Source organism: Streptomyces sp. NBC_00448 (assembly GCF_036014115.1).
In the GTDB taxonomy this organism is placed as follows: Bacteria; Actinomycetota; Actinomycetes; order Streptomycetales; family Streptomycetaceae; genus Actinacidiphila.
In genome coordinates, this window is sequence record NZ_CP107913.1 from 8,584,894 (window position 1) to 8,605,706 (window position 20,813).

At 74.7% G+C, this 20,813-nt stretch carries 11 protein-coding genes; 10 read left to right on the forward strand and 1 reads right to left on the reverse strand.

Annotation, left to right across the window (positions count from 1 at the left end; genetic code table 11):
- The first annotated feature begins 21 nt into the window (after nucleotides 1-21).
- The 7 genes from OG370_RS37010 (at nucleotide 22) to OG370_RS37040 (ending at nucleotide 7,310) form a co-directional block, all read left to right on the forward strand.
- Complete coding sequence (locus tag OG370_RS37010; RefSeq protein ID WP_328472147.1) at nucleotides 22-612, forward strand: flavin reductase family protein; 591 nt, start codon at nucleotides 22-24, stop codon at nucleotides 610-612.
- 90 nt (nucleotides 613-702) lie between these two features.
- Entirely contained in the window at nucleotides 703-1,965 is a 1,263-nt protein-coding gene (locus tag OG370_RS37015) for an LLM class flavin-dependent oxidoreductase (RefSeq protein ID WP_328472149.1), read from the forward strand.
- A gap of 64 nt (nucleotides 1,966-2,029) precedes the next feature.
- A complete protein-coding gene (locus OG370_RS37020; RefSeq protein ID WP_328472151.1) occupies nucleotides 2,030-2,800 on the forward strand; it encodes a thioesterase II family protein in 771 nt (256 codons plus the stop codon).
- Nucleotides 2,797-4,038, forward strand: a complete 1,242-nt coding sequence (locus OG370_RS37025) for a cytochrome P450 (protein WP_328472153.1) — start codon at nucleotides 2,797-2,799, stop codon at nucleotides 4,036-4,038. Before OG370_RS37020 ends, OG370_RS37025 begins: the two co-directional genes overlap by 4 nt.
- A 14-nt stretch (nucleotides 4,039-4,052) precedes the next feature.
- Nucleotides 4,053-4,250: a ferredoxin gene (locus tag OG370_RS37030; protein ID WP_328472155.1), complete on the forward strand. Its 198-nt coding sequence runs from the start codon at nucleotides 4,053-4,055 to the stop codon at nucleotides 4,248-4,250.
- Nucleotides 4,251-4,329: 79 nt separating this feature from the next.
- Entirely contained in the window at nucleotides 4,330-5,460 is a 1,131-nt protein-coding gene (locus tag OG370_RS37035; RefSeq protein WP_328472157.1) for a polysaccharide pyruvyl transferase family protein, read from the forward strand.
- Nucleotides 5,461-5,669: 209 nt separating this feature from the next.
- Nucleotides 5,670-7,310 carry an MFS transporter gene (locus OG370_RS37040; RefSeq protein WP_328472159.1) on the forward strand — a complete coding sequence of 547 codons (1,641 nt, stop codon included), beginning with the start codon at nucleotides 5,670-5,672 and terminating at the stop codon, nucleotides 7,308-7,310.
- Between the two features lie 281 nt (nucleotides 7,311-7,591).
- On the opposite strand, the gene OG370_RS37045 is transcribed toward OG370_RS37040, so the two are convergent.
- Nucleotides 7,592-8,023 (reverse strand): SRPBCC family protein, encoded by a 432-nt coding sequence (locus OG370_RS37045; protein ID WP_328472161.1) that lies wholly within the window; start codon nucleotides 8,021-8,023, stop codon nucleotides 7,592-7,594.
- Between the two features lie 237 nt (nucleotides 8,024-8,260).
- On the opposite strand from OG370_RS37045, the gene OG370_RS37050 reads away from it, so the two are divergent.
- From OG370_RS37050 to OG370_RS37060, 3 genes are all read left to right on the forward strand, one after another.
- The gene (locus OG370_RS37050) at nucleotides 8,261-9,493 is read left to right on the forward strand and encodes a DUF993 family protein (protein ID WP_443060813.1); all 1,233 of its coding nucleotides are present in this window, start codon (nucleotides 8,261-8,263) and stop codon (nucleotides 9,491-9,493) included.
- Entirely contained in the window at nucleotides 9,490-10,899 is a 1,410-nt protein-coding gene (locus OG370_RS37055) for an FAD-dependent monooxygenase (protein WP_328472165.1), read from the forward strand. Before OG370_RS37050 ends, OG370_RS37055 begins: the two co-directional genes overlap by 4 nt.
- A gap of 279 nt (nucleotides 10,900-11,178) precedes the next feature.
- Complete coding sequence (locus OG370_RS37060) at nucleotides 11,179-20,808, forward strand: SDR family NAD(P)-dependent oxidoreductase (RefSeq protein WP_328472167.1); 9,630 nt, start codon at nucleotides 11,179-11,181, stop codon at nucleotides 20,806-20,808.
- The last annotated feature ends 5 nt before the right edge of the window (nucleotides 20,809-20,813 follow it).

The window sequence follows — 20,813 nt, forward strand, 5'->3', positions numbered from 1 at the left end:
CGGCAGCGCGGAGGTGCCGCGGTGACGACAGCGCGCACCCCCGTGCAGCGCCCCGGGCCGACGACCGCGGCGCAGCCGGACCCCGCCGTGTTCCGGCAGGTCCTGGGCTTCTTCTGCACCGGCGTCACCGTCATCACCGCCGCTGACCGGGGCCGGCCGGCCCCGGTCGGTCGGCCGGCCGTCGAACCGGTCGGGTTCACCTGCCAGTCCTTCGGATCGCTCTCCCTGGACCCGCCCCTGGTGGTCTTCTCCGCCTCGCGCGACTCCACCTCCTGGTCGCGTATCCGCTCCTCCGGCGCCTTCTGCGTCAACGTCCTCGGCAGGGACCAGGAGGCGCTGTGCCGGGCCTTCGCCGTGAGCGGCGCCGACAAGTTCGCCGGCGTCGAGTGGAGCCCGGGCCCGGCCACCGGCTCGCCCCGGATCGCCGGGTCGGTGGCCTGGGTGGAGTGCGTCATCGAGGCCGTCCACCCGGGCGGCGACCACAGCATCGTGGTGGGCGGGGTACGGGCCCTGGACATCGCCGACTCGCCCGTGGAACCCCTGCTCTTCTACCGCTCCGCCTTCCGCGGTATGGCCCCTAGCGGACCAGGGGTCACCCCGGCACCCCCCTGATGCGGCCGCGGCCACCCCAGAGCGCCGCCGGGTCCGGCCGGAGCCGGTGCGGACCCCCCTACCGTGTCAACGCCGACGAGAGGAATGGACATGCGATTCGGTCTCAGCTATCACCACCAACTCCCCAGGCCCTGGGCCGAGGACAGCGAGGAACGGCTGCTCAAGGAGTCCCTGGAACAGATCGAACTGGCCGACCGGATCGGTATCGACTGCGTCTGGGCGACCGAGCACCACTTCCTGGAGGAGTACTCGCACGGCTCGGCCCCCGAGGTGTTCCTCGCCGCCGCCGCGGCGCGGACGAAGAACATCCGGCTCGGCCACGGCATCGTCTCGCTGCCCCCGGCGGTGAACCCGCCGGCCCGCGTCGCGGAGCGGCTGGCCACCTTGGACCTGATCTCCGGCGGCCGGGTCGAGTTCGGCTCGGGGCAGGGCAGTTCGCAGCTGGAGCTCGGCGCGTTCAACGTCGACCGGGCGACCAAGCGCGAGCAGTGGCGCGAGGCGCTGGGCGTCATCGTCAGGCTGCTCACCGAGACGCCGTTCACCGGCCACAAGGGCCAGTGGATCGACATGCCGCCGCGCAACCTGGTGCCCAAGCCCAAGCAGAAGCCGCACCCGCCGCTGTGGGTGGCCTGCAGCGTCCGCGAGACCATCGAGACGGCCGCCCGCAACGGGCTCGGCGCGCTGTCGTTCTCCTTCGCCTCCCCCGAGCAGGCCAAGGAACGCGCGGACGCCTACTACGCCATCATCAACTCCGAGGAGTGCGTGCCGGCCGGACTGAGCGTCAACCCCAACTTCGCCGTCGTCATGCCGCTGATGTGCCACCACGACGAGGAGACGGCCGTCGACCGGGGCCTGGAAGGCGCCCACTTCTTCGCCTACACGCTGATGCACTACTTCGTCTTCGGCCAGCACCACCCCGGCACCACCGACATCTGGCAGACGTTCCAGCAGACGAAGGAGGCGATGGGCTTCACCCGCGACCCGGCGCCGATCGACCCCTCCGCCGAGCCGGACCCGATGGCCCAGCAGATGATCGACCAGCTCACCGCGCTGCGCCGGGGGATCGGCACCCCGGACCAGATCACCGCCATGCTCACCGAGTACGAGGCGGCCGGCGTGGACCAGGTCGTCTTCCAGGTGCAGCTCGGCAAGACCAAGCACGAGCACGTCATGGAGTCGCTGCAGCTCTTCGCCGACGAGGTGCTGCCGCGGTTCGTCGAGGGCCGCGAGGAGCGCGAGGCGGCCAAGCGCGAGCGGCTGTCCGTCCCGGTCAAGGAGGCCCTCGCCCGGGTCGAGCCGGCCTCCGTCGACGTCTCCGACTACGTCATCGGAAACGAGCTGTCCACGTCCTGACGCGACGTCGACACGTCAACCCCCCTTTGCCCCAGCCTCGTCCCGAAACGGAGGCCGACCCGACATGCCCGTGACCCCGGTCGACAGCGGCACCTGGATCCGCCGGTTCCACCCGGCGCCGGAGCCGGCACCGCGCCTGGTGTGCTTCCCGCACGCGGGCGGATCGGCGTCGTACTTCTTCCCGGTCTCGCGGGCGCTCGCGCCCCGCGTCGAGGTGCTGGCCGTGCAGTACCCGGGCCGGCAGGACCGCCGTACCGACCCGCTCATCGACGACGTCGGGCGGCTCGCCGACCGGATCACGGCCGCCCTGGACCCGTGGGACGACCGGCCGTTGACGCTCTTCGGCCACAGCCTGGGCGCCACCGTGGCGTTCGAGGTGGCCCGGCGGCTCCAGGACGCCGGACACCCCGCCGACGGCCTGATCGCCTCCGGCCGGCGCGCCCCGTCCCGGTTCCGCGACGAGCGGGTGCACCGCGGCACCGACGCGCAGGTGCTCGACGAGATCAGCCGGCTGAGCGGCACCGACGCCAGGGTGCTGGCCGACCGGGAGCTGCTCGCGTCGCTGCTGCCCGCGGTCCGCAGCGACTACAAGGCCGCGGAGACCTACCGGTACCGGCCCGGCCCCGCGCTGGACTGCCCGCTGCTCGTCCTCACCGGCGCGGACGACCCACACGTCACCGCCGACGAGGCCGAGGCATGGCGGGAGCACACCACCGGCCCGTACGAGGTGCGGGTGTACCCCGGCGGCCACTTCTTCCTGACCACCCACGCGACCGCGGTGACGGAACTGATAGCCGCGCGCATCACGCGATCCGAGAGGGACAACGCCCCATGACCGACGTCGAACCCGAGGTGGACCCGGCGGCCGAGCCGCTGCTCTTCCCGCTGCCCCGCAAGGACCCGCTGGCCATGCCGCCCGAGTACGCCGGCTTGGTCGGCGGCGGCTGCCCCGTACGGGGGGTGATGCGCCAGGGCGGCCGCAAGGTGTGGGCGCTGTCCGAGCACGAGCACGTGCAGCAGGTGCTCAGCGACGCCACGCTCAGCTCCAACGGCAAGCACCCGGCGTACCCGATCGTCTTCCCCATCCCGGAGGAGTTCATCGACATCGTCGAACTCCCGCTGGTGGCGATGGACCCGCCCGGGCACACCGTGCAGCGCCGGCTGCTGATCCCCGAGTTCACCGCGAAGCGGATACAGTCGCTGCGCCCGCGCATCCAGCAGCTGGTCGACGAGCGGATCACCGCGATGCTGGAGAAGGGCGGCCCGGTCGACCTGGTCCAGGAGCTGGCGGTCCCGCTGCCGTGCGGGCTGTTCTGCGAACTGCTCGGCGTGCCCGGCGCCGACGCCGACTTCTTCCGCCGGTTCGCCGAGGCCACCACCAACCGCAACGCCACCCCCGAAGAGGCCGGCGCCCTGCACCTGGAGATGGACGCCTACCTGGAGCGCGTGGTCACCGAGAAGACCAAGAACCCCGGCGACGACCTGCTCAGCCGGGTGATCCGGAAGAACGCCGAGGAGACCGACGAGGCCAAGCGCCTGAAGCACAGCAGCCTCGTCACCGTGGCGAAGATGCTGGTCTACGGCGGCTTCGACACCACCGCCAACATGATCTCGCTCGGCACGGTCGTGCTCCTCCAGCACCCCGAGCAGCTCGCCGAGATCCGCGAGAACCCGGAGCTGACCGGGAACGCCGTCGAGGAACTGCTGCGCTTCCTCAGCATCGAGGACGCGGCCACCGTCCGGGTGGCCACCAGGGACCTGGAGTTCGGCGGCGTCGTCATCCGCGAGGGCGAGGGCATGGTCGCCCTCAACGGCGCCGCCAACTGGGACGAGAAGGTCTTCCCCGACCCGGGCGCCTTCGACATCCACCGCGAGACCAGGGGCCACCTCGCCTTCGGCTACGGCATGCACCAGTGCCTGGGCGCCAACCTCGCCCGGGTCGAGCTGGAGATCGTCTTCACCTCGCTGCTCACCCGCATCCCCGGCCTGCGGCTGGCCGAGCCCGTCGAGCAGTTGCCCTTCAAGCACGACGCGCACATCTACGGCATCTACGAAGTGCCGGTCACCTGGTGACGGGAGACCGACAGATGCGCGTGCACGTCGACCACGAACGCTGTGTCGGCTCCGGGTCCTGTGTCTTCAGCGATCCGTCCGTCTTCAGCCAGGACGACGAGGACGGCCGTGTCGTCCTTCTGATCGATCCGCACGTGGACCCCGATCGCCGGCAGTCCGTCCGGGACGCGGCCTTCCGCTGCCCGGTGGGCGCCATCACCGTCGCCGAGTGATGTCGCCGGCTCGTCCACCCGCCCGGCCAGTCAACCACCGCAGCGCACCTGGGTGTGCGCGAAACCATAGGAGCCCCGCGTGACTGCACGCACCCGGCACTACCTCGTCACTCCCGCCGGAGTCGGGAACTACGGCGACGAGCTGATCGCCAAGATGTGGCTGCGCCACCTCGCCAAGGTCGCCCCCGACGCGGAGGTCGTCATCGACTGCGCCGGCCCCGACGTGGTCGCCCGACGGCTGCAGGGCATCCACCCGAGGGTCCGCTTCGTGGCCACCCTGTGGCGGCTGTGCGCCTTCATGTGCATGGACAAGAACGTCGAGGAGTCCGTCGCCTTCGTCGAGCGCTCCGTCGCCGACCCCGCCTCGGTCCCCGACCTGACCGAGGGCATCGAGGAACTGCGGCGGGCCGACACCATCCACATCGTCGGCGGCGGCTTCATCAACAGCCACTTCGCCCGGCTGCTGAGCATGCTCGCCGCCGCGCCCGCGGCCGCCGCCCACTCCGGGGCGCTCACCGCCTTCACCGGCCAGGGCCTGTGGCCGCTGGCCCCGGGCACCGAGGACCTGGCCCGGCGGCTCATCTCCCGGTTCGGCATCGCGGACGTGCGCGACTCGGTGACCTACGACTTCCTCAAGGGCATCGACGCCGCCGTGCAGAGCCCGGACGACATGTTCCTGAACATCTCGCCGGACCTGTTCCGCGCCGACGCTGACGCCCCCGAGGTGATGGTCAGCCTGCAGACGAAGTTCTCCGAGGTCGACACCTCCGACCTGGTCGACTACGTGGCCGGCATGGTCAAGGCGTGGGGAGTCGACCGGGTCGGGCTGATCGAGTCCTCGCCCGACTTCGACAAGGAGGTGATGGAACTCGCCGAGCAGCGGATGCCGGTGGCCCGCCGCTACACGATGGACGAGCTGCTGGAGTCCGGCCTGCCGGCCGGCCCCGGGCAGACCTGGATCGCCACCCGCTTCCACCCGCACCTGTTCGCCGCGGCGCGGGGCGCCTCGGGTGTGGCGGTCAGCATCGCGCCGGACTACCTGGGGGTCAAGCACCGCTCCCTGCTGGAGTGCGGCTCGCGCTGGACGCTGGTGGAGAAGCTGGAGGGAGTGCCGGAGCGGCCCACGCAGGGCGGGTTCACCCCGGTCGAGCTGGAGGGCCTGCGCGTGGCCAAGGCGAAGATCGCGGACAGGATCTACCCGGCTTCCTGACGGCCGCCGCCGCACCACCAGTACCGCCGGCACTACCGGAACCACCAGCACTACCAGCACCACCCACGGACCTCCCGGGCGCGCCCGCGGTTCCCCTGTCGGGAGCCGGGCGGCAGGCCGGGAGGTCCGTGCGTCGTTCTAGACGGCCGTATGTATTGGTCGCTCGTCCGTCCTGTACAAGCGACTTACACGGACGTATGATTGACGGCATGACAGAACCCCGCTCGCGAGCCGGGGGCCGGGAGTGGACCGCGCTCGTCGTGCTCCTGCTGCCGCTCCTGCTGGTCTCCATGGACGTCTCGGTGCTGTTCTTCGCAGTGCCCTACATCACCCGCCAACTCCAGCCGAGCAGCGCCCAGCAGCTGTGGATCTTCGACATCTACGGCTTCGTGCTGGCCGGCATGCTGATCACGATGGGCTCCCTCGGGGACCGGATCGGTCAGCGGCGGCTGCTGCTGACCGGCGCGGTGGCGTTCAGCGCGGCGTCGTTCATGGCCGCCTACGCCTCCAGCGCCGGCATGCTGATCGCGGCCCGCGGCATCCTCGGCATCGCCGGCGCCACGCTGACGCCGACCACGGCCGGGCTGATCCGCAACATGTTCAACGACGAGAAGCAGCGGCAGACGGCCATCGCCATCTGGGCCGGCGGCCTGGCCACCGGCGTCTCGTTCGGGCCGGTGATCAGCGGCCTGCTGCTCGCGCACTTCTGGTGGGGCTCGGTCTTCCTGATCAACATCCCGTTCATGGTGCTGCTCCTGGTCGCGGCGCCGCTCCTGGTCCCGGAGGCGCGGCCGCGGAAGACCGGCGGGATGGACTTCGTCAGCTCCGTCCTGTCCCTGCTGGCCATCCTGCCGATCATCTACGGCGCCAAGGAGATGGCCACTTCGGGAGTGAACACGCTGCGGGTGGCCAGCCTCGTGGTCGGTCTGGTCTTCGGCGTGCTGTTCGTGCTGCGGCAGCGCCGGCCCGACCCGATGATCGACCTCAACCTGCTCCGCAGCCGAGCGGTCAAGGGCCCGATCCTCACCAAGTTCATCGCCAACCTGACCATGTCCGGCACGGCGATCCTCACCGCCCAGTACCTCCAACTGGTGCACGGCCTCAGCCCGCTGGCGGCCGGCCTGTGGAGCCTGGTGCCGTCGATCGGGGTGGGCGTCACCACGCCGGTGAGCACCATCCTCCTCAAGCGCGGGGTCGATCGCAGCCACCTGATCAGCGGCGCGTTCGTGCTCGGGGTCGCCGCCTTCGGGGTGATGACCCAGGTGCAGAGCGACTCGCAGCTGTGGGTCGTGCTGCTCGCCTCCACGCTGCTGGCCGGTGGCATGGTCGTGGTGATGACGCTCGGCACCGAACTGCTGATCGGCGCCGCCCCGCGCGAACGCGCCGGCACCGCCTCGGCGATCCTGGCCACCGGCACCCAGTTCGGCGGCGCGATGGGCATGGCCGTCCTGGGCACCATCACCACCGCCGTCTACCGGCGCCACATCACCGGCAGGCTGCCCGCCTCCGTGGACGCCGACAAGGTGCACGCCGCCCGGCAGACGCTCGGCGGGGCGACCGTCGTCGCCCAGTCCGTCCCCGGCCGGGCCGGCGCCGCCGTGCTGGCTGCCGCCCGGGACTCCTTCACCGCGGGCATCCACGTCGCGGCCGTCACCGCCGCCGTCCTGATGGCCCTGTCCGCGCTGCTGTCCGCGCTCTTCCTGCGGCGGGTCCGGCCCCAGGAGGCGGAACAGGCCGGCGCCGCGCCGAAGGCGCGCGAGAAGTCCCGCGGCGCCGCTCCGGCGGGCGCGCCCGCTGCCATGGAGGAGGACCGGGGCCCGTCGCAGGCGCCCCGTCCGTCGCACGGCTGACCCCCTTGACCGCCGTTCGCCCACGCGCCCCCGTCGCGGACGAACGGCTCACCCAGAAGGCTCCCGCCGGTCCTACCGGCGGGAGCCTTCGCCGTGCGTGGTGCGGCCGTGCCGCGTTGGGGGGCGCGCCGCGTTGTGGCCGCCGCACCGGGTGGGGCGGCCGGAGACCGGCGGTCCGACGGCCGTCGGGCCGCCGGTGGTCGCGGGAGCGGCTGCGGTGACGTGGCCGCGGTGGGGTGGCCGCGGCGCCCGGGTGGGGCGCCGCGGCCGGGGCGGGCCCGTCAGGACGTCAGGACCTTGGCCAGGCGGTCGACACCCGTGCGGAGCGCCTCTTCCAGTTGCGCGCCGATCTGGGCGCCCATCTGCTCGCTGCCGGGCCCGTCCAGCTCCGCCCGGTGGGTGATCCGTACGCCGTCGCCGGCCGGCGCGATCGCGCACACCGACCGCATCTCGACCTGCTCGCCGATCCGGGTCAGCAGCGTGAAGCCGCTGCCGTCGGTGACGTCGGTGAGGGTGAACGCCACCGGGGCCGTCCGGTTGCCGGACTCCATGGACTGCTCGATCACCCCTTCCGAGCCCGCCGCGAACGGCCCGTCGAGGCGGATCGAGCTCAGCGAGCCGTACCACTCCGGCCATGTGTCGAGATCGGTGTACCGGGCCCAGACCTCCGCACCGGTGACGCCGACCTCGACCCCGTACTCACAGTTCCACATGTGTCCAGCCTCTCCGTCCCCGCGGCCGCGCGGCCGCGATATCGCCGTCCCCGCCATCAACGCATCGCGGCCCGGCGGCCCTCCAGAGCGGGGACCCCCAGAAGTACCGTCCGGCAGCCCCTACAAGGGCTCTGGGCAGGGCACTTGGGGTGGTGTCGGGCCGCTCGCAGGTAGGGGGGTCACCCAGGTCCTTTAGGGGGCGGTTGATCTGGTTCGGCCACTCGCGGAGTCGATTCAATGAAGCGCCCGTGGTGGTCGAGCAGAGACTGGGAGCCGAAAGTGATCAAACTTCCCGAGGCCGACGGAACATTGACGTCGTACGAGCCGAACGCCTCGCCGCGCGTCTTCACGCCCGACGACTCGCCGTTCGCCAAGCGGAGCCCACTGGCCACCGCGCACGTGCTGGGCGACCCGCTCGCGGCCAACGAGCCGTTCGGGCCGCCGATGGGCCCGCCGCCGCCCCAGCCGATCGACTGGGAGGCGTCCATGGCCTACCGGCGCCACCTGTGGGCGCACGGCTACACCCTCGCCGAGGCGCTCGACACCGCGCACCGCGGCATGGGCCTGGACTGGCCCACGTCGGTGGAGCTGATCCGCCACTCCGCCGCCGAAGCCCGCGCGGTGGGCGGCCGGATGGCCGTCGCGATCACCACCGACCAGCTCGACCCGTTCTCGCCGGCCAGCGTCAAGGACGTCCGGCTCGCGTACGAGCAGCAGCTGGAGGTCGTGGAGAGCGCCGGCGCCACCGCGATCATCATGTGCAGCCCGCAGCTGGCGGCCGCCACCCAGGACCCCGCCGACTACGCCGAGTTGTACGGCGCGCTGCTGCGGCAGTGCTCGAAGCCGGCGATCCTGCACTGGATCACCTCCGTGTGGGACCCGCGCCACACCGGCTACTGGGGCCAGATGGACGTGGACAGCGCCTACGGTGCGCTGCTGGCGATCGTCCGCGACAACATCGACAAGGTCGACGGTGTGAAGGTGGCGCTGCTGCCGGCGGAGCAGCAGGTGCAGATGCGCCGGCTGCTGCCGGAGGGCGTGCGCTTCTACACCAGCGACACCGACCGCTACCCGGAGCTGTTCGCCGGCGACGAGCAGGGCTTCAGCGACGGCCTGACCCCGGTCTTCGACCCGATCGCGCCGCTGGCGGCCGAGGCCCTGCGCGCCCTGGACCGCGGTGACACCGCGCACGGCCGCCAGCTGCTGGACTCCACCGTGCCGTTGTGCGCCCACCTCTTCGAGGGCCCGGGCCGCAGCACGTTCTTCTTCAAGACCGGCCTGGTCTTCCTCGGCTGGCTGGGCGGTCACAGCGCGCACACCCGCATGGTGTGGGGCGAGCAGTCGGCGCGCTCCGTGCCCCACCTGGCCACCGCCTACCGGCTCGCCGACGGCCTGGGCCTGTTCGCCGACCCGGCGCTGGCCGAGCAGCGCATGAAGACCTACCTCGCCACCTACGGGATAGCGCAGTGACGACCGCTGTCGTTCTCGGCGGTGGCCTGGCGGGCCTGTTCGCCGCGACCGTCCTCGCCGACCACGCCGACGAGGTCGTGGTGGTCGAGAGCGATGTCCTGCCCACGACGCCGGCCCCCCGCAACGGCCTGCCGCAGGGCCGGCACAACCACATCCTGATGCGGGGCGGCGCCGAGGCGTTCGACGAACTGCTGCCGGGCACCACCGAGTTGCTGATGGCGGCCGGCGCCAAGCGGCGCGGCCTGCCCGGCGGCACGCTGACCCGCGGTCCGCGCGACTGGTTCCAGCGGCACCGTACGGACGCCTACCTGCTGCTGTGCGGCCGCGACACGCTCGACCACGTGGTGCGCGGCCAGGTGCTGGGCGCCGCCCGCCTGACGCTGCGGCAGGGCGTCAAGGCCGTGGCGCTGACCGGGGACGCCCAGCGCGTCACCGGCGTGCGGATCAAGCCGCTCGAATCGGGCCAGGACGCGCGGGAGGAGACGATCGCCGCGGACCTGGTCGTCGACGCCACCGGCCGCCGCTCCGACGGCCCGCGCTGGCTGGCGGAGCTCGGCGTGGCGGCGCCCCGGGAGGACTTGGTCGACGCCGGGTTCGCCTACGCCAGCCGCTGGTACCAGGCGCCCGAGGGGACGGAGGACTTCCCCGGCGTGATGATCCAGGTGCAGCCCGGCACGGGCGAGCCGGGCCGCGGGATCGCGATCCTGCCGAACGACAACGGGCGCTGGATCGTCACCAGGTTCGGCAGCCGCGGTGGCGAACCCCCCACCGACGAGAAGGAGTTCGTCTCCGACTGCGGTGACTGGGAGGACCCGCTGGTGTCGCGGCTGCTGTCCCGGGCCAAGCCGCTCAGCGACATCCGCTCCTACCGGCGGATGCCCAACTGGCGGCGCCACTACGAGAAGCTGCCCCTGCCCGAGGGGTACTTCGTGATCGGCGACGCCGCCTCGGCGCTCAACCCGACCTACGGCACCGGCATGTCGGTGGCCGCCCGCTCCGCCCTGGCGCTCCGCGCGGAGCTGCGGCGCACCGGACTCGGGCCGGGCCTGGGCCGCCGGGTGCAGCGGGGCGTCGCCAAGGCGAACGCGTTCGCCTGGCAGAACGCGGTCAGCAACGACCTGTTCTTCCCCGGCGTCACCTCCACCGTGCCGGTGCGCGGCGCCGCCTTCCAGACCTGGATGGCGGCTCGGGTGGCACACGTGGCGGCCCGCGACCGGACGGTGTCCGACATCGCCTTCACCGTGGGCACGTTCTGCGCGCCACCCAGCCGGATGTTCTCCCGCGCCTTCATGTGGCCGGTGATCCGCGGGCCGCGCCGTCCGCCGCTCACCGCACAGCAGGCGATCGAGCAGTTCCCGGAGTTCGGTGACCTGCTCGCACCGGAACCCGTCACCGACCCCCGGTAGTGCCGTGACCGCGAGGGTCCACCTGCTCGCGGTGCCCGTAGGGGCGCTCTGCCTCCGCCTTCGGCGGGTGGGGGCGCCCGCGGCGAAGCCGGGGGGAGTGCCCGCGGCGCCGGCGGGACCGCCCGTGCGAGCCCGTCACCAGGACGGTGCCGCACCGGGCGGTCCCGGCGCGCCGGGCACCGCACGCCGACCGGCGAAAGCCCCTCGCGGTCACAGCACCAGCGGCCGCCGCTCGGGGGAGCGACATGTCACTCGGTACCAGTCAAGGGGGTGCCCCGCATGAGCGGCGAGCAACGACTTCCCGGAACCACCGCAGAGCCGGTGGACGGCGGCCTGCCGTCCGGTGACGCGCGGGCGTCCCGGGCCGTCCCCTGGGTCCTGCACGGACGCGACGAGCAAGCGCTGCGGGCCCAGGCCGGCCGGCTGCTGTCCTGGCTCACCGGGCCCGAGGCGGAGGCCGGCGGGTCCGCGCCCGACATCGGCCTGTCGCTGGTGACCACCCGGTCCGTGCTCGGCCACCGCGGGGTGGCGGTCGGCACGGACCGCGCCGACCTGCTCGCCGGCGTGGCCGCCCTGGCCGGCCACGGGCTGGGCGGCACCGTCGTCAGCGGCCCGGTGCGGCCCGCGGGCAGTACCCGGGTGGCGTTCGTCTTCCCCGGACAGGGCTCGCAGTGGCCCGCGATGGCCGGTGAACTCCTCGGCACCGCACCGGCGTTCGCCGAGCGCATGGCGGAGTGCGCGCGGGCGCTGGAGCCCTTCGTGGACTGGGAACCGATGGACGTGCTGCGCGAGCGGCCCGGCGCCCCGTCACTGGAGCGGGTCGACGTGGTGCAGCCGCTGCTGTGGGCGATGATGGTGTCGCTCGCGGCCTTGTGGCGCTCCTACGGGGTGGAACCGGACGCCGTCGTCGGCCACTCGCAGGGCGAGATCGCCGCCGCCTGCGTGGCGGGGGCGCTCTCGCTGTCCGACGGCGCCCGGATCGTCGCCCTGCGCAGCCGCCTGATCGCCGAGGAACTCGCCGGTCTCGGCGGGATGATGTCGGTCCCGCTGCCCGCCGCCGAGACCGAGGAGCGGCTGCGCGCCTGGCAGGGCCGCGTCCAGCTCGCCGCCGTCAACGGGCCCGGCTCCGTCGTGGTCTGCGGCGACACCGCGGCACTGGACGAGATCTTCGACCAGCTCACCGCGCAGGACGTCCGCGTCCGCAGGATTCCGGTGGACTACGCCTCCCACTCGCACTACGTGGAGCAGCTCAAGGACAAGCTGCTCGCGGTGCTGGCGCCGGTCGCCCCGCGCTCCTCGGCCGTGCCGTTCTACTCCACCGTGACCGGCGCCGCACTGGACACCGCCGCCCTGGACGCCGGGTACTGGTTCACCAACCTGCGCAGCACCGTGCGCTTCGAGGAGGCCACCCGGGCGCTGCTCGCCGACGGGCACGGCCTGTTCGTGGAGTCCAGCCCGCACCCGGTGCTGCGGCTGGGCCTGCAGGAGACCGTGGACGCGACCGGCGCCGAGGCCCGCGTGGTCGGCTCGCTGCGGCGCGGCGAGGGCGGCCTGGTCCGCCTGACCACCTCGCTGGCCGAGGCGTCGCTGGCCGGTGCCCCGGTGCAGTGGCGCGCGTCCTTCACCGGCACCGGCGCACGCGTCGTGGACCTGCCCACCTACGCCTTCCAGCACCGGCGCTACTGGGCGCGCCCGGACCAGGACGCGACGAGCTTCGCCGCCGCGGGCCTCGATCCGGCCGGCCACCCGCTGCTGGGCGCCGTGGTCACCTCCTCCACCTCCGGCGAGACCGTCTTCACCGGCCGGCTGTCGCTGCCGGCGCACCCGTGGCTCGCCGACCACGAGGCCCTCGGCGCCGTCCTGCTGCCCGGCGCGGCGTTCGTGGACCTCGCGCTGCACGCCGGCGCGCGGACCGGCTGCGAGCTGCTGCGCGAACTGACCCTGCAGGCACCGCTCGTGCTGCCCGACGAGGGCTGGGTCCAGCTCCAGGTGACCGTGGGCGCTGAGGGGCCGGACGGCGAACGCGCGGTCACCGTCCACTCCCGCGCCGAGGACGCCGACGGCCCCTGGACCCGGCACGCCGCGGGCGTGCTCGACCCGGGCCCGGCCGCCGCGCTCGCCGCGATCCCCGAATGGCCGCCGCCCGGCGCGGAGCCGATCCCGCTCGACGGCGCCTATCCGCGCCTGCTGGAGCGCGGCCACGCCTACGGGCCGGCCTTCCAGGGCCTGAAGTCCGCCTGGCGGCAAGGCGAGGAGATCTACGCCGAGGTCGCCCTCGCCGAGGAGGAGAGCGCCGCCGCCGCGCACTTCGGCGTCCACCCGGCGCTGCTCGACGCCGTGCTCCACGCCGACCTCGTCGCCGGCGGCGGCGACCCGGACGCCTCGCGCGGCGCTGTCCTGCCGTTCGCCTGGAACGGGGTGTCGCTGCACGCCTCCGGCGCCACCACCGCGCGCGCCGTACTGCGGCCGGCCGGCCCCGACGCGGTTCGGATCGACGTGTTCGACGGCACCGGGCGGCCGGTGCTCGCGGTGGAGTCGCTGGTCGCCAAGGCGGTCTCCGCCCGGCAGTTGGCGTCCGCGGGCGCGACGCGGGGCCCGGCGCCCCACGCGGTCCGGTGGACCGCGGCGCCGCGCGCCGAGGAGGCGGCCGCGCTCCCCGCGTGCGCGGTCGTCGGCGACGGCCGCGCGGCGGAGGCGTTCGCCGCCGCGACCGGCACCGCCCGCCACGCCGACCTCGCCGCGCTGGCGTCCGGCCTCGGCACCGGGACACCGCCCGGTGTCGTGGTGCTCTGCGCCGCGGCGGAACCGGCGGCGCCCGGCGCGGGCGGCGGGAGCGGCGCTACGGTCCTCGACGCCGTCCGCCGCCGTACCGGACACGTCCTCCACGAGGTGCAGTCGTTCCTGGCCGACCCGCGCTTCCAGGACAGCGCGATGGTCCTCGTCACCACCTCGGCGGTGGCGGCCGGCGGCGGGGAGTCGCCGGACCTCGAACAGGCCCCGCTGTGGGGGCTGGTGCGGTCCGCGCAGGCCGAACACCCCGGCCGCTTCGTGCTGGTGGACACCGGCCCCGACGGTGACCTCGACCCCGAGGCGCTGGCCCGCGTCCTGTCCGACGGCGAACCCGAGGCCGTGGTGCGCGGGGGAGCCGTCCTCACCCCCCGGCTGGCCGCCGCGGCGGCGCCGCAGGACGGCCCGCGCCCGGCGTGGCCGGCCGACGGCACCGTCCTGGTCACCGGCGGCACCGGGGTGCTCGGCGCCCACGTCGCCCGCCACCTCGCGTCCGCGCACGGGGTACGCCGGTTGCTGCTGCTCAGCCGGCGCGGCGAATCCGCCCCCGGCGCGGCCGAACTGGTCGCGCAACTGGCGGAGTCGGGCGCCGAGGCGAAGGTCGTCGCCTGCGACGTCGCCGATCGGGCGGCCCTGGCCGCGGTGCTCGCCGAGATCCCCGCCGACCGACCGCTGCGCGCCGTGGTGCACACCGCGGGCGTCCTGGACGACGGCGTCATCGACGCGCTCACCCCGAAGCGCCTCGACGAGGTGCTGCGCGCCAAGGCCGACGCGGCCTGGCACCTGCACGAACTCACCCGGGAGCGCGACCTCGCCGGCTTCGTGCTGTTCTCCTCCGCGGCGGGCACTCTTGGCGCGCCCGGACAGGGCAACTACGCCGCTGCCAACGCCTTCCTCGACGCCCTGGCCGCCCACCGCCGGGCCGCCGGCCTCCCCGCGGTCGCGCTCGCCTGGGGGCTGTGGGCCGACGGCAGCGGGATGACCGGCGCGCTCGACGAGCGCGACATCTCCCGGCTGCGCCGCCAGGGCTTCCCGCCCCTGGAGACCGCGGAGGCGCTCGACCTCCTCGACGCCGCCCTCGCGTCCGTACGCGCACCCGAGTCCGTATCCGCACCCGTGCCCGTATCCGTACCCGCCGACGCGCCGCACAGCTCGCCGCCCGGCAGCGCATCCGGCAGCGCACCTGGCGACGCACCCGTCCCCGTCACCTCCGGCGACCCGGCCTCCGCTCACCGGCTGCTGCTGAAGCTCGACACCACCGCGCTGCGCGCGCAGGCCGCGCACGGCACCCTCCCGGCCATGCTCCGCGGCCTGGTGCGGACACCGCCGCGGCGCGCGGCCCGCTCCGGCGGCGACGCCCCGCTGGGCGAGCGGCTGTCCGCCATGGCCCCCGGCGAGCGCGAACGCGCCCTGCTGGAGCTGGTGCGCACCCAGGTCGCCGATGTCCTCGGGCACGCCTCCCCGGACGCCGTGGAGGCGGACCGCGCCTTCAAGGAACTGGGCTTCGACTCGCTGACCGCCGTCGAACTGCGCAACCGGCTGGCCGCCGCGACCGGCCTGCGGCTGCCGGCCACCCTGGTCTTCGACCACCCCTCGGCCCGGGCGGTCGTCCGGCACATGGACCGCGAACTCACCGGGCAGCGCCCCCAGTCGGCGCGGACCCGGGCGGCGGCACCGGACGAACCCGTCGCCCTGGTGGCGATGGCCTGCCGCTTCCCGGGTGGCGTGGAGTCCCCGGAGGACCTGTGGCGGCTGGTCGCCGACGGCACGGACGCGGTCTCCGCGTTCCCCGCCGACCGCGGCTGGGACCTGGAGGAGCTGTACGACCCCGAGCCCGGCAAGCCCGGCAGGACCTACACCCGCTCCGGCGGATTCCTCGACGGCGCCGCCGACTTCGACCCGGATTTCTTCGGGATCAGCCCCAACGAGGCGCTGGCCATGGACCCGCAGCAGCGGCTGCTGCTGGAGACCTCCTGGCACCTGTTCGAGCGGGCCGGGATCGACCCGGGAACCCTGCGGGCCACCCCCACCGGGGTGTTCGCCGGCGTGATGTACCACGACTACGCCGACAACAGCGCCACCGGCTCCATCGCCTCCGGCCGGCTGTCGTACCACTACGGCTTCGAGGGCCCGGCGATCACCGTCGACACCGCCTGCTCCTCCTCCCTGGTCGCCCTCCACCTGGCGATCCAGTCGCTGCGCGCCGGCGAGTGCGATCTCGCGCTCGCCGGCGGCGTCACGGTGATGGCCACCGCCGGGGTGCTCGTCGAGTTCGGCACCCAGCGCGGCCTGGCCGCCGACGGACGGTGCAAGTCGTACGCCGACGCCGCCGACGGCACCGGGTTCTCCGAGGGCGTCGGGCTGCTGCTGGTGGAACGGCTCGCCGACGCCCGCCGCAACGGCCACCCCGTCCTCGCCCTGGTCCGCGGCTCCGCGGTCAACCAGGACGGTGCCAGCAACGGACTGACGGCGCCCAACGGCCCGGCGCAGCAGCGGGTCATCCGCCAGGCGCTGGCCGCGGCCGGCCTCGGCACCGGCGACGTCGACACGGTCGAGGGCCACGGCACCGGCACCACGCTCGGCGACCCGATCGAGGCCCAGGCGCTGCTCGCCACCTACGGCCAGGACCGCTCCCCTGAGCGCCCGTTGTGGCTCGGCTCGATCAAGTCGAACATCGGGCACGCCCAGGCCGCCGCGGGCGTCGCCGGGGTGATCAAGGCCGTGGAGTCGATGCGGCACGGCGTGCTGCCCCGGACGCTGCACGTCGACGAGCCCTCGCAGCAGGTCGACTGGGCCTCGGGCGCGGTACGGCTGCTCACCGAGGCGCAGCCGTGGCCCGAGCCCGGCCGGCCGCGGCGGGCCGGCGTCTCCTCGTTCGGCATCAGCGGCACCAACGCGCATGTGATCGTCGAGCAGGCGCCCGCGGACGCCACCTCCGAGGCCACCACCGGGCAGACCCCCGCGGAGCCCGCCGGAGGTTCCGCGGAGCCGCAACATCCGGTGGACGGACCGGAGTCCGAGTCGGCTCCCGGGCCGGCGCCCCGGCCCGTGGTGCCCTGGCTGGTCTCCGCGGCGAGCCCGGACGCCCTCCGGCAGCACGCCCGGCGCCTGGCCGCCCACCTCGCGGACGACCCCGGGTCGAACCCGGCCGACGTGGCGTTCACGCTCGCCACGGCCCGGTCGCCGCTGGACCACCGGGCCCTCGTCGTCGGTGACGACCGCGACGAGCTGGTCGCGGCACTGGCGGCGCTCGCCGCGGACGACGAGCCGGCCGGGCGGCGCACCACCGGCGGCACCGCCTTCCTCTTCACCGGCCAGGGCGCGCAGCGCCTCGGCATGGGACGCGAACTGTATGACGCCCACCCGCACTTCCGCCGGGCGTTCGACGCCGCGCTGGAGGCGTTCGACCCGCACCTGGACCGGCCGCTGCGCGACGTGATGTGGGGAACCGATCCGGCGGCGCTGGAGCTGACCTGCTACGCGCAGCCGGCGCTGTTCACCGTCGGGATCTCCCTCTACCGGCTGGTCGAGTCGTGGGGCGTGCGGCCCGACTACCTCGCCGGCCACTCCGTCGGCGAGCTGGTGGCCGCGCGCGCGGCGGGAGTGCTCGGCCTGCCGGACGCCGCCGTGCTGGTGGCCGCCCGCGGGCGGCTGATGCAGGCGCTGCCGGCCGGCGGCGCGATGATCGCCGTGCAGGCCGCGGAGGACGAGGTCGTGCCACTGCTCTCCGACCGGGTGAGCCTCGCCGCGGTCAACGGCCCGACCTCGGTCGTCATCTCCGGCGCGGCCGGCGCGGCCGAGGAGATCGCTGCCCGCTTCGCCGCGGAGGGCCGCCGTACGGCCCGGCTGCGGGTCAGCCACGCCTTCCACTCGCCGCTGATGGAACCGATGGTGGCGGAGTTCCGCGCGGTGGTGTCCGCGCTGTCCTACCGGCCGCCCGCGCTCCCGGTGGTCTCCGCGGTGACCGGCCGGCAGGCGGGGGAGGAGCTGCTGTGCGACCCGGAGTACTGGGTGCGGCACGTGCGCGAGACCGTGCGCTTCCACGACGTGGTGCGCCACCTCGACGAGCGCGGGGTGTCCACGCACCTCGAACTCGGCCCCGACGCGGTGCTCGCCACGATGGGACCCGACTGCCTCACCGGTGAGCGCGACGTCGCCTTCGTCCCCGCGATGCGCCGCGACCGCCCCGAGGCGCGGGAACTCGTCACCGCCGTCGCGCGGGCGCACTCCCGCGGTGTGCCGGTGGACTGGGCGGCGTTCTTCGACGGCACCGCGGCCCGCCGGGTCGACCTGCCCGTCTACCCCTTCCAGCGCCGGCACTTCTGGCTGGAGTCGGCCTCGCTCGGCGGCGACCCGGCCCGGGTCGGTCAGGCGCCGGCCCGGCACCCGCTGCTGGGCGCGCTGGTCACCGTCCCGGACTCCGGCGCGCTGGTGCTCACCGGCCGGCTCACCGCCGCGGGTGCGCCGTGGCTGGCCGACCACGACCTGCTCGGCACCCCGGTCCTGCCCGCCACCGCTCTGGTCGACCTCGCCCTGCACGCCGCCGGGCACGCCGGCTGCGACACCCTGCGCGAACTGGCCGTCGAACTGCCCTTGGCGGTCACCGGCGACGGCTCCACCGCGCTGCGCGTCGTGCTGGGCGGCCCGCGGCCCGACGGCAGCCGCCCCGTCTCCGTCCACTCGCGTCCCGACGCCGACCCGGACGCCCCCTGGACCCGGCACGCCTCCGGTGTCGTCGAGGGACCGCAGGCTCCGGAGCCGCCCGCGCCGCGGCCGGAGGCGGAATGGCCACCCGTCGGCGCCGTCCCGCTCGGCCTCGGCGACGCCTACGAGCGCCTGCTGGCCGCCGGATACGGCTACGGTCCGGCGTTCCAGTGCCTGCGGGCCGCCTGGCGGCTCGGCGACGACCTGTTCGCCGAGGTCGAGCCGGTACGGGACGCCGAGCCGCGGGCGGAAGGCTTCAACGTGCACCCGGCCCTGCTCGACGCCGTGTTCCACGCCGAACGGCTGGCCGGGGAGGGCGATGCGGAACCGGTCGTCCCGGGTACGTGGCGGGGTGTCCGGCTGCGCGCCGCCGCGGGCGCCGACGCGCTGCGGGCACGGATCACCCCCGGCCCGGAGGGCAGCGCACTGGTGGTCACCGACAGCGCCGGCCGGCTCGTGCTCACCGCCGACTCGGTGGCCTCCCGCGCGGTCACCCCCGGCGAACTCGCCGCCGCCGACCGGACCGACCACCCGGTGCTCCACACCCTGCGCTGGACGCCGGCCCCGCCCGCTCCCGCCGGGACGGCGGTCGCCGGATGGACGTTCCTCGGCCGCCCCGAGCCGCTGTTCGACCCGGCGTCGCCGGGCCACGCCGACCTCGACGCGCTGCTCGCGGCGATCGACGCCGACGAGCAGGCCCCGGCCACCGTGGTCCACGTGTGCGGGACCGCCGCCCCCGACCCGGAACTGCCCGCGCTGCTGCGGCGCTGGGCGGACGACCCGCGGCTCGCCGCGGTGCGGCTCGTCGTCGCCACCAGCGGCGCGGTGGCCGCCGGTACGGAACCCGGGCAGGACCCGGCCCCCGACCCCGAAGGCGCCCGCGCCTGGGGGCTGGTGCGGGCCGCCCGCGCGGAGGGCCTGGGCCGGCCGGTCGTGGTGGACCTCGACCCGGCCGCCGACCCGGACCGCGCGCTCGCCGCCGCGCTGGCCTGCGGCGAACCCGAGACGGCCGTCCGTGGCGGTGAGGTGCTGCTGCCGCGGCTCACCGCCCCGGACGGCGCCGCCCTCCCCCCGCGGGGTCCGGCCGGCTGGGACCCGGACGGCACCGTGCTCGTCACAGGGGACACGGCCGCGGGCACGCTGCTCGCCCGCCACCTCGCCGCCACGCACGGCCTTCGGCGCCTGACGCTGGTACGCGCCCCCGGTGACCCGGAGACGGCCGTGCCGGACGCGGCGGTGACCGTCACCACCTGCGACCTGGCCGACCGTACGGCGCTGGCGGCGCTGCTGGACGCGATTCCCGAGGCGCATCCGCTGACCGCGGTGGTGCACATCGCGGCCGACGGCCCGCAGGCCACCACGGTGAGCGGCCTCGACTCCGGGACGGAATCCGGGATCGGGGCCGAAGCCGCGACCGGGACCCAGGTCGCCGCGGCCCGGCGGGCCGATGACGCGTGGCACCTGCACGAGGCCGTCCGCGACGCCGCTCCCGCCGCCTTCGTCCTGGTGTCGGCGGCCGACGCCCTCCTAGCGGAGATCGGCACCACGGACGCGGCCATGGCCCACGCGTCCTTCGAGTTGCTGGCCGCGCACCGCCGCGCGCGCGGACTGCCCGCGGTCTCCCTCGCGCACGGGCCGTGGCGCACCGCCGCCCCGGACCAGCCCGGCGCCCCGGACCACCCCGCCGGCACCGAGCACCCCGAGCACCCCGACCGCCCGGGTTTCCCGACCCTCACCGCCGAGGAAGGGCTCGCGCAGTTCGACGCGGCGCTGGCCCTCGGCGCGACGCACTGCGTGCTGGCGCGCCTCGACCACGCGGCGCTGCGCGCCCGGGCCGGCGAACTCCCGCACGTGCTGCGGGCGGTGGTGCACGCCCCGGTCCGCCGCGCCCGCCTCGAGGAGGACGCGCCGCTGATCCGCCGGCTCGCCGGCCTGGCCCCCGAGGAACGCGACCGGACCCTGCTGGCCGCCGTCCGCGAGCACGTCGCCGCCGTTCTCGGCCACGCCTCGGCCGCGGCCGTCGACCCCGACCGGGCCTTCCAGGAGATGGGCTTCGACTCCCTCGCCGCCGTGGAACTGCGCAAACGGCTGAGCGCCGCTGCCGGGGTGTGGCTGCCCGCCACCCTGGTCTTCGACCACCCCACCTCGCGAGCGGTCACCGAGCGGCTCGGCGCGGCCCTCGACGGCGGGACGGGCCCGCGGCAGCCGGTGTTCGCGGAATTCCGGCGGCTGGAGGAAGCCCTGGCCGAGGCGACCCCGGACGACGCGGAGGCGGCCCGGATCACGGCCCGGCTGGAGAGCCTGCTGCGCAGGTGGCGCGACCGGCGGGACGGCGTCGCGGCCGAGGCGGAAGGGGCCTACGAGTCGGCCTCGGACGAAGAGCTGTTCCAGGCACTCGACGACCTCGAGATTGGTTGATGGCG

Bases quoted from the DNA above. Each gene is read 5' to 3' on its own strand.
- OG370_RS37015 (WP_328472149.1), top strand. From the start codon at position 703: ATGCGATTCGGTCTCAGCTATCACCACCAACTCCCCAGGCCCTGGGCC.
- OG370_RS37060 (WP_328472167.1), top strand. From the start codon at position 11,179: ATGAGCGGCGAGCAACGACTTCCCGGAACCACCGCAGAGCCGGTGGAC.
- OG370_RS37050 (WP_443060813.1), top strand. From the start codon at position 8,261: ATGAAGCGCCCGTGGTGGTCGAGCAGAGACTGGGAGCCGAAAGTGATC.
- OG370_RS37025 (WP_328472153.1), top strand. From the start codon at position 2,797: ATGACCGACGTCGAACCCGAGGTGGACCCGGCGGCCGAGCCGCTGCTC.
- OG370_RS37045 (WP_328472161.1), bottom strand. From the start codon at position 8,023: ATGTGGAACTGTGAGTACGGGGTCGAGGTCGGCGTCACCGGTGCGGAG.
- OG370_RS37020 (WP_328472151.1), top strand. From the start codon at position 2,030: ATGCCCGTGACCCCGGTCGACAGCGGCACCTGGATCCGCCGGTTCCAC.
- OG370_RS37040 (WP_328472159.1), top strand. From the start codon at position 5,670: ATGACAGAACCCCGCTCGCGAGCCGGGGGCCGGGAGTGGACCGCGCTC.
- OG370_RS37030 (WP_328472155.1), top strand. From the start codon at position 4,053: ATGCGCGTGCACGTCGACCACGAACGCTGTGTCGGCTCCGGGTCCTGT.